General features: G+C 59.8%; 11 protein-coding genes and 1 pseudogene. 6 read left to right on the top strand and 6 right to left on the bottom strand.

All coding sequences use genetic code 11. From position 1 onward, the window contains the following. Positions 1–50: 50 nt before the first annotated feature. Positions 51–800, bottom strand: coding sequence for a cupin domain-containing protein (locus BGRAMDRAFT_RS33265; protein ID WP_006050963.1), 750 nt, complete (start codon positions 798–800; stop codon positions 51–53). Between the two features lie 285 nt (positions 801–1,085). Here BGRAMDRAFT_RS33265 and BGRAMDRAFT_RS21645 point away from each other — a divergent pair, with 285 nt between their 5' ends. After that, complete coding sequence (locus tag BGRAMDRAFT_RS21645; RefSeq protein ID WP_006050962.1) at positions 1,086–2,024, top strand: helix-turn-helix domain-containing protein; 939 nt, start codon at positions 1,086–1,088, stop codon at positions 2,022–2,024. A 45-nt stretch (positions 2,025–2,069) separates the two neighbouring features. Further along, positions 2,070–2,198 (top strand): annotated as a pseudogene (locus BGRAMDRAFT_RS34620) (electron transfer flavoprotein subunit alpha/FixB family protein); the annotation flags it as partial. 409 nt (positions 2,199–2,607) lie between these two features. Here BGRAMDRAFT_RS34620 and BGRAMDRAFT_RS21640 read toward each other — a convergent pair. The 4 genes from BGRAMDRAFT_RS21640 to BGRAMDRAFT_RS21625 form a co-directional block, all read right to left on the bottom strand. Next, positions 2,608–3,912, bottom strand: a complete 1,305-nt coding sequence (locus BGRAMDRAFT_RS21640) for an MFS transporter (RefSeq protein ID WP_006050960.1) — start codon at positions 3,910–3,912, stop codon at positions 2,608–2,610. A 94-nt stretch (positions 3,913–4,006) separates the two neighbouring features. Then, positions 4,007–4,858 carry a shikimate dehydrogenase family protein gene (locus tag BGRAMDRAFT_RS21635; RefSeq protein ID WP_006050959.1) on the bottom strand — a complete coding sequence of 284 codons (852 nt, stop codon included), beginning with the start codon at positions 4,856–4,858 and terminating at the stop codon, positions 4,007–4,009. Then, complete coding sequence (locus tag BGRAMDRAFT_RS21630; protein WP_006050958.1) at positions 4,842–5,615, bottom strand: enoyl-CoA hydratase/isomerase family protein; 774 nt, start codon at positions 5,613–5,615, stop codon at positions 4,842–4,844. The genes BGRAMDRAFT_RS21635 and BGRAMDRAFT_RS21630 overlap by 17 nt, the downstream gene beginning before the upstream one ends. A 45-nt stretch (positions 5,616–5,660) precedes the next feature. Continuing rightward, positions 5,661–7,172, bottom strand: coding sequence for an acyl CoA:acetate/3-ketoacid CoA transferase (locus BGRAMDRAFT_RS21625; protein ID WP_006050957.1), 1,512 nt, complete (start codon positions 7,170–7,172; stop codon positions 5,661–5,663). A 232-nt stretch (positions 7,173–7,404) separates the two neighbouring features. Here BGRAMDRAFT_RS21625 and BGRAMDRAFT_RS21620 point away from each other — a divergent pair, with 232 nt between their 5' ends. The 4 genes from BGRAMDRAFT_RS21620 to BGRAMDRAFT_RS21605 all read left to right on the top strand — a co-directional run bounded on the left by BGRAMDRAFT_RS21620 (position 7,405) and on the right by BGRAMDRAFT_RS21605 (position 11,142). Continuing rightward, positions 7,405–8,091: a TetR/AcrR family transcriptional regulator gene (locus tag BGRAMDRAFT_RS21620; protein ID WP_006050955.1), complete on the top strand. Its 687-nt coding sequence runs from the start codon at positions 7,405–7,407 to the stop codon at positions 8,089–8,091. 117 nt (positions 8,092–8,208) lie between these two features. Continuing rightward, positions 8,209–9,060, top strand: coding sequence for a 3-ketoacyl-ACP reductase (locus BGRAMDRAFT_RS21615; RefSeq protein ID WP_332309990.1), 852 nt, complete (start codon positions 8,209–8,211; stop codon positions 9,058–9,060). A gap of 16 nt (positions 9,061–9,076) precedes the next feature. Further along, complete coding sequence (locus BGRAMDRAFT_RS21610) at positions 9,077–10,240, top strand: dihydrodipicolinate synthase family protein (RefSeq protein ID WP_006050953.1); 1,164 nt, start codon at positions 9,077–9,079, stop codon at positions 10,238–10,240. Positions 10,241–10,293: 53 nt separating this feature from the next. Then, positions 10,294–11,142, top strand: coding sequence for a sugar phosphate isomerase/epimerase family protein (locus tag BGRAMDRAFT_RS21605; RefSeq protein WP_006050952.1), 849 nt, complete (start codon positions 10,294–10,296; stop codon positions 11,140–11,142). A 1,132-nt stretch (positions 11,143–12,274) separates the two neighbouring features. On the opposite strand, the gene BGRAMDRAFT_RS35970 is transcribed toward BGRAMDRAFT_RS21605, so the two are convergent. Then, positions 12,275–12,502: a helix-turn-helix domain-containing protein gene (locus BGRAMDRAFT_RS35970; RefSeq protein ID WP_006050951.1), complete on the bottom strand. Its 228-nt coding sequence runs from the start codon at positions 12,500–12,502 to the stop codon at positions 12,275–12,277. Positions 12,503–12,550: the final 48 nt, after the last annotated feature.

The following is a 12,550-nucleotide window of genomic DNA, read 5'->3' as shown; positions in this document are numbered from 1 at the left end:
ACCGCCCCGACGCATGTGGCGCGACGCCGCTTGCCTTGTGAAGCGGCGCTCTATTGAACCGGCTGTCCCAACTGGGCGGTTTCAAACGGCACGTAATTGTATTGACCGGTGCCCTGCACAACCAGGAAAAGACACGGGTTGCCGTAGGTGCCCGATACGAAATGCGGCTGCCCGGCGATTGCCCTGCATGTGTCGCCGGGCATCAGCACATACGTCGCGTCGGGATCGCGCGTTTCGACGCGCATCGGTCCCTCGATGCAGAAAAAAGTGTCGTCGATTTCGCTGTGGCTATGCCACGGCACGCAGCGCTTTTCGCCGAGACCCAGAATCAGGCAGCGCAGTCGGTCGGTGCGGGCGAGCACATCGACGCGCGTGTAGCCGGCGGTATAAGCACCGAAGTTCGCATCCACCGTATCGTCGAAAGCGACGGGCGCGATCGCGGGGGCGTCGCGCAGAAAGGGCTCCCGATCGACGTGCGCGACGCTGCCTTCCTGCAAGTCCCAGGGCACGCCGGAGCGGACCACGAGAAACGCCGCATCGACCGACATTGCGCCGAGACGATAAGTGAGATTGGGCGGAAACGTGTACATCTCGCCGGGGGCGAGATCCGCCGCGAACATCGGCCTGTCGATGTCGATTCGCAATCGACCCCTTAGGCATAGTACGACAACTGTCGCATTGGAATGGCTGCGCCATGACGTCACATGCGAAGTCGCGAGGGTATGCGTGCTGACGGATAGTCCGGGCACCGATTCGAGCGTCGTTTCGGTAGCCGGCGAGAAGTCTGTTGAACGGTGCATCGAGAGAAGTCCTGTTGCGACGCCGGTAGTTTTTCAAGGGTCGAGATGAACGATGCCCCGTTGTCGCTGATTGAGCGGATTCGCGCCGCCGCAGCGCAAGCCACAGAGGTGTGTGATGGTAGCTCAACGGCAATACACTGCTTTGACTGGATAGGCCGCCACCTTGGCTCACGGCCGCCAGAGGCGTCGGCGTCGGGCGAACAATGGCGCCGTGCAGTGGAAATTCTGGTTGCCAGAAGATTTCTTTGCCAATAGATTGAAACGATTCTCCTGGAAGCTCACGCCATGGAATCAACGTATTCGACCGCGTCCATAGAGCCGTCTCAACGGTTCGCATACTGGCAAGAGGTCGTGTGCCGGCACTGCATTCCCGCCGCGAGCGTGCCGCTGAGCGGTAATCAGTTCGACGGTAGCCTTCGCGTGCGCACGCTGGGCACACTGATCATCAGCGAATTGATTGCGCCGCAGCATCGCTGGCAACGTGACGGTGCCCATATCCGGACGGGACCCAACGACAGCTTCTGGGTTGGTCTGATGATGAAGGGCGAAGGGCGACTTGCGCAAAGCGGACGCACGGTTGTCCAACGCGAAGGCGACATGGTGTTGTACGACGCGGCACGACCGTTCGAATTCGAACTCGCGGCGGGCACGATTTGCATCGTCGAGGTGCCGCGCAAGGTGCTCGATTTCCGCTTCCCTCTTGCCGATACACTGACGGCGACGTGCATCGGCGCTGACATGCCGATTGGCCATCTGCTCGCGCAGATGATTCGCGAATCCGCCGCGCGCGACCTGTCGGGCAATCAGGGCAGTAGCGGGTCGCTGGTGGGGAGCGCTATCGTCGATATGCTCGCCGCGACGCTGGAGATTCAGGCTGGCCGGCCGGCGCACGTCTCGGCGCACGAGGCGCTGGTGGAAAGGACGAAGGCGTACATTGACCGTCATCTCGACGTGGCGTCGCTCGATGTCGAGCAACTTGCCGCCGCGCAAAGCGTATCGAGCCGGACGCTGACAAGGGCTTTTGCGCAGCAGGGCAGTACGCCGATGAGCTGGTTATGGAGGCGGCGGCTAGAAGCGAGTTACTGTGCCCTGAAAGAAGGACACGCGCGCAACGTAACGGAGGCAGCGCTTCGATTTGGCTTTTCTGATCTTTCACACTTCAGCCGCGCATTCAGGAAAGTCTATGGTATGTCCCCGTTGACGTTGAAGAAACTTCGGTCCTAGCCGCCTCCAAACCGACTTTGGGAAAGAAGCAAAAATCAAGCAACCAAGGTCATCCCCATGCGCGCGACAGGCTTTGACGCGGTGGCCGCGGAAGGCGGCAATGCTCCGGTCGAGAAAATCGAAGCCGGAGCCGATGTGGGCGTTCAGTTTGTCAGCCGCGACGTCACGAAGCTCGTCCCGCAGGAGCCACAGGCGCCCATCTTTTGGCGCGGCTGACTTACGGCTCGTCGGCGACTTTTTGACGTCGTTCCTGCTCTCGTCTCATCGTTTTGATAGCGAGTGGCCTACTCACAACCGTCGACGACGGCCGGGTGCCTATTCGTGACTCGTCGAATCTCACATACGGAGAACTCCAAACACAATTTCCATCAGCGACCCGCGCATTGACGAAAGCCGTGCAACACTTCACAGCCAGAATGGGAAACGCGCGTGCAATTGACCACCGCTTATCGCCCGGCGGTAATGTCCGAACTCAACCGAAGCTGCACCCATACATAACCATCCCACTGGGGGAAGCCGGCCTCTATTCTCGTCAGGACCGGGCGTCGTTCGATCTCTTGGAGGGCGCAACTCGCTTGTTCTGCTACGTGCTTGCTTTCGGCGACAGTTGCGCGATATCGACCGTCTGGTTCGACGAACGGATAACCCGCATGACAACCCACGCGACCAGATAAGCCGAGCCACAGATCACGAAGAGGATGTTGTAGCCCGCGTTGATGTGTCCAAGCGCCTTGAAGTGATCGAGCACAACACCCACTAGCAGCGGAAAGAGCGTTGCGCCAAGCGCGCCCGCCAATCCACCAATACCCACAACCGAACCGACCGCCGCTTTGGGAAACATGTCGGAGGCCGTCGTGAACAGGTTGGCCGACCATCCCTGGTGCGCCGCTGCAGCGAGGCTCAGGAGTGCAACCATCGCCCACATGTCGTTGATCCAAGGAGACAACGCAATCGGCGTGACGAGGAACGCGAGTACAAGCATGGTGGTCTGCCGTGCTTTCGTGACCGGCCAGCCGCGTCGGATGAGCGACGACGATACCCAGCCGCCACCAATGCTGCCGATCGACGTTGCGATATAGACGATGACCAGTGGAAGGCCGAGATTCTTCAGGTCAAGGTGGAAGCGCGCATTAAAGTACGACGGCAACCAGAACAGCATGAACCACCAGATCGGATCAGTGAGCAGCTTGCCAGCGAAAAAGGTCCACGTCGCACGGAGCTTCAGCAGCGACACCCAGCGTACTTTCGCAGGTTCAGCAGTGGACACCGAAGCGGCGTCCTCGCTGATGTATTCCAGCTCCGCCTTCGTGACCTTCCTGTGCTTCAGAGGGGCCTGATACATGACGTACCAGAAGCCGAGCCAAACGAAGCCAGTCAGGCCCGTGACGAAGAAAGCGGCCTCCCAGCCATAGGTCGCGGCGAGCCAGGGGACGACCGCGGGCGCTGCAACGGCGCCAATGCTTGTTCCCGATGTCAGAATACCGACGGCCAGCGCCTGCTCCTTGCGGGGGAACCATTCGGAGACGCTTTTGACGGCACACGGGAAGCTTCCAGATTCGGAAATGCCAAGCAGTGCGCGCATCACACCAAAGCCTAACGTGCTGCGCACGAGTGCATGCCCGCAAGCTGCGATGCTCCACAGCAGGACACATAGGCCGTAGCCGATCTTCACACCGACCTTGTCGACGAGTTTGCCGGAGAGCAGCATCCCGATTGCGTAGCAGGCTGTGAACACAACGACGATGTAACTGTATTGTGTTTCGGTCCAGTTGAACTGCACGGCAAGCGCGGGCTTCAACAGCCCGAGAACCTGGCGGTCGAGGTAGTTAATCGTCGTTGCGAAAAATAGCAGAGCGCAGATGCGCCAACGGTATTTCGAATGTTCCATGGTTTACTCCTGTCTCCTTTGCGAACGCGCCTGATTGCGCATCATCGAGCCGATGTGCCGGTTCTCTAACGTCCTGTGCCGGCAGCAGTTGGCCTCAACTCACTACACCCAAAAACTTCGCTATCTGTTCAACGGAACTGAGAAGAAGGTGCCGCCCGGCATGTGTCCTTAAACCCATCGCAGAAGCCTTCTGCAGAAGAGGCGTTTGCTCCGGCTTCATGATCAGGTCTGCTACGACGGCACTCCTGTTGATATGCGATATGTCGATCGGTATCGAATCCGATGGACTCATGCCGGCCGGCGATGCATTGACGACCAGGTCGTCTGCGCGATTGCCGGTGGCTTCTGCGATTTCGATGTGCACTAGCCCATACCGGCTCCGAAGCTCGACGGCCAGTGCCTCGGCGGCTTTCTCACGAATATCGGCTAGCCTCAACGCGGCAACCTGTGCGGTGCATAGTGCATTCGCGAGCGCGCGGCCCGCTCCGCCAGCCGCGCCGACGAGAAGGACCTGCCGACCCGATACAGACACACCTTGCTGTTCAAGGCCAATGACAAAGCCTTCTCCGTCGAAGTTGTCGCCGAGCCAACCGCCTTCTTCCCGTTTTCGGAGACAGTTCACAGCGCCAATTGCCGCAGCACGTTCTGTCGGTTGCACGTCAGCCAAGGCATAGGCGGCGACCTTGTGAGGCACGGTAATAACCACGCCCGCGAGGTTCTGCAAAGCCGCCAGGCCGGAAACTGCCTGATGCAATCGCTCAGGCGTGACGTGCGCTGGCACCAGCACTGCATGGATGCCTTGCCGCGCGAAAAAGGAATTGAAGAACTGAGGCGACTTCACCTGTGAGATCGGGTCGGCGACAATCGCCACGATTCTGGTGTCGCCATCGATCCAGTCGGGCGAGAAGGCACGGCTGGACGAGGTGAGATCAGCTAAAGTTTGCATGGCGCTTCTCACGGAATGCAGCCACACCTTCCGCAGCGTCGGATGACGCCTTGCAGACTGACGCTGCAAGTTCGTGCGCGTATTCGCGTTGCCCGGTCTCCATCATCCGTATGAGTCTTTTGCCAACGGACAGGGACGTCTTCGAGCGCTTTTGAAGCGTCGTGCAAATGGCGTCCACGCGTGCGGCGAGTTCATCGGCGGCAAGCGCTTCGTTGACGATGCCCCATTGCGCTGCTGTAGCTGCCCCGACGGGCTCGCCCAGCAAGATCAGTTCACGGGTACGCGTGGCGCCGACAAGCTCGGAGAGGCGGGCGCAGCCCATCCAGCCAGGAATCGCACCGACCGCCGCTTCCGGAAACCCGATTCGCGCGTCAACGCTCGCATAGCGGAAGTCGCAGGCCAATGCGAGTTCGAGTCCGCCGCCCAGTGCGCTACCGGCAAGCACAGCGATCGTCGGCTTATCGAGCTCGGCGATCCTGCGAAAGACGCGGTTCCCATCCCGAATGAATCGCGTGCCCATCGTTTGCGGGTCGATGTCGCCCCATTCGTCGATGTCGGCGCCGCTGCAGAAGAATCGTTGACTGTTCGAAGTGAACTTCAGCACGCGCACTTCGTCATTGCGTTCGACGATCGTGACGCAACGCTCGATGTCGTCCAGCATGCCGGTCGTCAGCGCGTTGTGCCGGGCCGTTCGATTGAGCGTAATCGTCGCAACAGCGCCTTCGATGGTGAAGATGACGTCGGAAACTTGCTGCATGAGAAATACCTCTGGATTCGGGTAGGGGCGTGTGTCGTTCGAAGCTCAGTGAGCGATCGCAGCGTCAAAAAGATGCTCATCGACCAACGGGGCAAACTCCATCCGTGCCAGCACGTCCTTGTGCAGATCGATGCCTTTGGCTAACTCGATCAGGCGAACACCAAGCGGATCGAGCTTGAACACTGCCCGTTCAGTGACGTAGAAAACCTCTTTGCCGTCGAGACGGGCCTGAAGGCCGCTGAACGTTACGTGGCGAACCGTCTTGACCGCCTTTGGAACCGACCCCGGCGATACGATCTCAAGCGAGTCGTCGCTCTTTCTTTCAACGCGCAGGCCCTTTGCTTCGAACGCGCCGCAGAAAACAATTTTCTTGGCACCCTGCGCGATGTCCATGAACCCGCCAGGGCCAACCACGGTGTTTCCCAGTTTCGAAACGTTCACGTTTCCCTGCTCATCGAACTCGCCCATACCGAGGAACGTGATATCGATACCGCCGCCGCTGTAGAAGTCGAACTGATCAACGCTTGGCACGATGGCGTCTGCATTGCGCGCGGTGCCGAACATCGCGCCATCGAGCATGGTGCCCCTGTGAATGCCCTGTTCCACCGAGCCCCAGTAGTCGGAGCCGCGCCCTTGTGCCGCGAGTACTGCGGGGATCGCCCCGGGGAAGCCGAATCCGAAATTCGCTGACTGATTCGTGCCGAGTTCCTGCGCCGCACGCTCGGCTACGATCAGCCGCATGCCGTCGGGCATTTCTGCGTCGGGTGTCACGCCGAGCGATTCACCGCTGAGCGTGGCGTCGTAGTCGCTAATTGCGCACTGTCGCTGGGATGGCGTTTCAACGGTGATATCGACCATGACACCCGGCACCCTCACAAGGCGCGCGGGTACGTGACTGTCGGACTTGCCTTTCACCTGCGCGATGACCTTGCCGCCGCTGTTGTGCGCGGCCAGCGCGACGGCGTAAATGTCGAGGTCCGCGGGTTCACGGCGCGTGGAGAGATTTCCGCGATCGTCGGCGGACGACGCCATGACGATGGCAAAGTCGATCTTGATGGGCTTGAAGCGCAGGTACTCGTCGCCGCCGATCTCGATCAGTTCAACGAGGTCTTCAGTGGTGTTCGCATTGAGCTTACCGCCGCCGAGTCGGGGATCGACAAACGTCCTGAGTCCCACGCGGGTGATAACGCCGGGCCGGCCCGCCCCGATTTCGCGGAAAAGAGTGGCGATCACGCCGCCAGGGAAACTGTATCCCTCGATCTCACCCGACTCCGCCAGTGCCTGCATGGCGGACGACCATACCCAGTGACCACCGACAACGCGCTTGACCATGCCTACGTGCGCGAATCGCCCTAGGCCGCTGCCTTGGCCGTCGCCCACCCCCAATGCGTGAACGACCGTGAGATTGCCGGGGTGGCCCGTCCGAAGGAATCGCGCTTCGAGCGCCGCGAGTATCGCGTCGGGTTCAAGCAGCCCGCCGCCCGAGCCCGTAATCGCGATCGTTGCCCCATCGGGTATCGAAGCGGCCACAGCTTCCGCGCTCATCCACTTGTTCACATCGCCTCCTTATCCTTGGCACCCGGTTCGGTGAGTTCATATAAAACCGAACCAGTTCGTTACTTAGAGTGGATCATGTCACAGGCATTCGAGGCCTTCAAGGCCCGCAAAGCGATAATCGGGTTTACGATAGCGGACACTAAGCCCCTGGATGAGTTGCGATCGGGGAATCGCCAATGTCATCGCAGGCGGTTTGCAGCTACCGTTTAATTTTTGAGTTTGAAGAGGCAAGATGCCAACGACGACAGTCGAGGGACGCAGCGAAGCGCCCGTAGCCGCAAAGCTGCCGCAGCGCGCGAAGCGCACGCGTGACCCGATCCAGACGCAGGCAAAGATTATTGCTGCAGCGAAAGCTGAGTTCGCAAAGGTCGGCCTGGGCGGCGCTCGCATCGAGTCGATCGCCGAGAAGGCGGGCGTGAACAAGCGGATGATCTACGAATATTTCAAGGGGAAGGAGGAGCTATTCCAGACCGTTCTTGAAGAAATGTGGACCGACATCCGGACCGAGGAAAGGAAGCTTGCACTTGACCATCTCCCGCCCGCCGAGGCCATCCGCACCCTGATGACCTTCACGTGGGAGTACTACCTGAAACATCCGGAGTTCATGTCGCTGGTCAACAGCGAGAACCTCCATCGGGCGCGGCACGTGAAGAAATCGAGGAGATTCAGCGAGCTGCACCGGGGCTTTATCGACATGCTCCAACAGATCCTGGATCGGGGCGTGGCGTCCGGCGACTTCCGGCCAGGCGTCGACGCGAGCCAGCTACACCTGACCCTGGCCGCGATCGGGTACTACTACCTGACGAACCGGTTCACCGGCGAAGTTATCTTTGGCTTCGATTTCGTTTCTAAAGAGGCGCTTCAAAAACGCCTTGAATTCAATATCGACACGGTGTTTAGCCTCCTGCGGCCGCGCTAACCGCGGCGACATCGCCTTCCTTCGCTTTCCCCAAAATCCCAATCTCGCAGGGTTTTCCGCTTCGCTAAGGGAAAACCCTTTTTTGACTTTGCTTCGTCTCGGGTATTAAATAACGAACTGGATCGTTACTTAAATTTTTCGCGCAATCGGCGACGGATCGACAGGACGACAGTCACGAAATGCCAGGCAGGAGACAGTCATGGAGCAACGCCGGTCGCGCTCGTCACGGGTGCCCGTCGCGGAATCGGTCGAGCCATTGCGCTCGAGTTAGCAGAGGCCGGGTTCAACATCGCGATCACCGACGTCGAGCCGTCGGAGGAACTCGAAGCCACTCACTCCGATATCCGGCGCAACGGCGTCGAATGCGTGGCGCTTACATCGAACCTCGCGGACATCGCGCAACATGACGCGCTGCTTCAGGCTGTCGAGGACTCGTTGGGCAGCGTCACATGCCTGGTCAATAACGCGGGCGTCTCAGTCATGTCGCGCGGAGATCTGCTCGATGTAACGCCCGAGAGCTACGACCGCTGCCTCACCGTCAACACCCGCGGCACCTTCTTCCTGATGCAGGCGTTCGGCCGCCGCGCCGCGAAAGCGCCTCGGGGCACCGTCAATCGCTCGATCATCACGATTACCTCCTCGAACGCAGTCGCAGCCTCGCCCCAACGCGGCGAGTACTGCGTGTCGAAGGCGGGCCTTTCGATGGCGACCACGTTGTTCTCCCTGAGACTGGCTGAGCTTGATATCGGCGTGTTCGAGGTACAGCCGGGCTTGATCGAAACGGAAATGACCGCGCCGTCCAAAGCGCGCTACGACGCGCTCATGGAAAACGGGCTGACTGCCATCAAGCGGTGGGGTACGGCGAAAGAGGTCGCCGTCGCGGTACGCACGCTCGCAACGGGCGGTCTGCCGTTCAGCGTGGGCCAGGCAATCCGCGTCGACGGCGGTCTCCTTGTTTCTAAATACTGAGTTCGAGAGTCAAGTCATGCAAATCAAACTTCCCACGCTGGACGGCACGCTGGTCGACTACCGTCTGACCGGCACCCCGCTGCAAGTCGTCAAGCCGGCTGCTCAGTTCAACCGCATTGCATACTCGGCGGCGCACGTCGTGGCCGATCCTGTGCGTAGCGGCGAACTCGGCCGGCCTTGCGCGATCGACTGGGAGCGGACCATCGAATATCGCCGTTACCTTCTTGAGCAGGGTCTGGGTATCGCAGAGGCAATGGACACCGCACAACGAGGCATGGGACTGTCCTGGGAGTCGGCGAAAGAACTGATCGTCCGTACCCTGAACGAAACGCGCGACATCCCAGGAGCGCTGATCGCATCCGGTTGCGGAACGGATCATTTGCCCGTTAATGACGTGCGTTCGTGCGACGAGGTGATCAAAGCCTATCTGACGCAGATCGAAAGCGTTCAGCGTGCTGGCGGGCAGATCATTCTGATGGCGAGCCGCGCGCTCGCGCGGGTAGCCAAAGACGCGAGCGACTACGTCCATGTGTATCGGGAAGTGCTGTCGGCTTGCGACAAACCGGTCATTCTTCACTGGCTCGGCGAAGCGTTCGATCCGGAACTGGCCGGCTACTGGGGGCACGCCGACTTCGAAAACGCGGCAAAGGTATGTCTCGAAGTCATTGCTGCAAACGAAGCGAAGGTGGACGGCATCAAGATTTCACTGCTGGACGACACGAAGGAGATCGAATTGCGTCGTCGCCTGCCTGCATCCGTGAAGATGTACACCGGCGACGACTTCAACTATCCCAGGCTCATCGCCGGCGACGACGTCGGCTACTCGCATGCGCTGCTCGGCATTTTCGACGCTATCGCGCCCGCCGCGTCGCAGGCACTGGGCGCGCTGGCCGCAGGCGACATGTCGCGCTACGAACAACTGCTCGCGCCGACGGTGCCGTTGTCGCGACACATCTTCCGCGCCCCTACGCAGTACTACAAGACTGGAGTCGTTCTTCTCGCCTATCTGAACGGATTCCAGCCTCACTTCTTCATGTTGGGCGGACATCACGGCACGAGGCCTCCTGTCTACCTGGCAGAGGTATTCCGTCTGGCCGATCAGGCCGAACTGCTGCGCGACCCTGGCCTCGCCGTTTCCCGGATGCAAGGGCTGATGGCGACGCTCGGCTGCGCTGCTTAACGAGCGCGCACGATTCAGGTTTGCGGGATCGGGCTAACTGGTCGAGAAAGAAAATGGATACTTTGCAGGGAAAGCTGCACCGTTGCGCGATCAACACCGCAACGCTGGGGCATCGGGAGCCGTTGAACTTCACCGTCGATCGCATTGCAAGAGCGGGTTTTGGTGGCATCGCCCCTTGGCGACATGAGGTGGAGGCTGCAGATGTATCGCAGATCGCCCGACAGATCCGCGCGCTTGAACTCAACGTAACGGGTTATTGCCGCTCGACTTATTTCCCCGCGCCGACAGCAGAAGAACGGGCAGCGAACATCGAATCAAACATTCGCGCGATCAATGACGCGGCCGAACTGGGGGCCGAATGCTTCGTCATGGTCGTCGGAGGACTACCGGCGGGCAGTCGCGACCTGTCGGCCGCCCGTGAAATGGTCTCTGATGGAATCGCCGCTTTGATGATCGAAGCGAAGAAGGTCGGCGTACGACTCGCGGTCGAACCTCTTCATCCGATGTATGCAGCAGAGCGTTCGGTGATCAACACGATTGGACAGGCGCTGGACCTGTGCCGGCAACTCGACCCGAAAAATGAGGCGCTTGGCATTGCGGTCGACGTCTACCACTGCTGGTGGGACCCGCAACTCGTAGAGTCAGTTTCTGCGGCAGGGAGCGAGGCACGCATTGCCGCATATCACGTGTCCGACTGGCTGACGCCGACCACGGACATGCTTCTTGATCGAGGAATGATGGGTGACGGCGTGATCGATCTGAAAGAGACGCGGAGCCTGGTCGAAAGCGCCGGGTACGTTGGCATGACGGAAGTGGAGATTTTCTCCAAAGATGTCTGGTGGAAAGCGCCACCGGACGAGGTTCTGAGGTGTTGTGCCGACCGGTTGCAAACCGTCTGCTAAATGTCAGCGCTGCAGCAGGACGACAAATTGCCGATACGGCGGTCGGACATGTTAAAGAACCGGTACCCGACGCGTCGAGTCAACTTCCAATTGAGTCGGAAGCACGGCCTGTTCATCGACGTCCGATTTGAGCATCATAGCCGCCGTCTGCGTCGCGAAGCCTGAGTGGCTGCTGCGGGTCGACAAGAGCCCGTGATGCTTTCCCTCAGCAGCCATTCGTCAGCCCGATATTGGTTGACGGCCATTGAATTAGCGCCGCAGGTCCTTCTCCCCACGCCATCAAGATAACTCTTCATATCTTGATGGTTTCATTACTGTGTCAAGCTGGCATCTGGGAACGCGCCTGAAACGAGATCCTCGCTCCGACTTCGGCCAATTGAGCTTTCGGATGCCGACGCGCGTCATGCTGCGCGCGTCGTAGCACACGGCGGCGCCACACGTCGTTCGAATGAATAGAAGGTCGGTCCGGAGGAGGGAACGCTACGTTCCGATTGTCGCGAACTGTCGGACCGCAACGCAAGCGATGCCACAGGGGATTGACGCTCCGCCGCTGCGATTCTTTGTGGCAATTCATCCGGCAGTCCAAAGAAAGTCTGCTTGCATCGCCGGTCTGCGCCGGTGTTTGCTGCAGTTAAGCTCGTGAGAGCGGCACTGTGAGTTTGTTTCGTTCGACGCCGCAGTTCGTGCGTTCTGGCCCGTGAGTCTGAGAAGGGCGCCTCCGCGCGTCGCTTCAATCGGTATTCGCAGTCTGAATGGTTGCAACCGGATGTCGGCTCCTTCCGATGGCGTGGTTTGGGATGTGCGGTTAAGTAGCCCAACGAGACACCGAGCGCTCGCGGCGTCTCGATACCGGATTGCATCTCGTCGTACACCTCGAACTTCTGCATTTCCATGTAGGCATCGGCACAATCCCGATAGTCACGAAAATAATCGACGAGCGTTGCGAACGCTTCATCCGCTTCGCGTGTCAGCAGCGAAAGCTGGCTCGGACAAATCCATCGTGCAGGACTCGGCGAGTTTGGCCAGTTGTTTTCCTGTGGTCAGTGGGGTCGCCGTCAGTGTGACGTTCTCTCGATCGAACTTTTCCTTGCTGCCTTGAGCTCATCTTCCGTCGGAATCGTGAACGGTTTACTCAGGGCGTCGATGTCCTCAAATTCAAAGGCACGGGCGAGCGCACGGCGCGTATCGAGATTGGCGGGCTCACCTTGTCGGCTCGCTGGACCGTGCGGACATTGAGCCCTGAGATGGCGGCCAATTGCTCTTGTGACCACTGACGCATCTCCCGAAATACCTTGATCAGGAGCGCCAGTTCGTTGGGAGTCAACAGGCGGGCGTGCTGGGACTGTTCGGTAGTGTTCATGCGTGCCTCCATCGGTTGGTTGATGTGGCGAGTATGAGCAGCGAGAGA

Source organism: Paraburkholderia graminis C4D1M (genome assembly GCF_000172415.1).
GTDB lineage: Bacteria > Pseudomonadota > Gammaproteobacteria > Burkholderiales > Burkholderiaceae > Paraburkholderia > Paraburkholderia graminis.
Note: the sequence above shows the minus strand (reverse complement) of the source record. Positions and strands in the feature narration are given on the sequence as shown.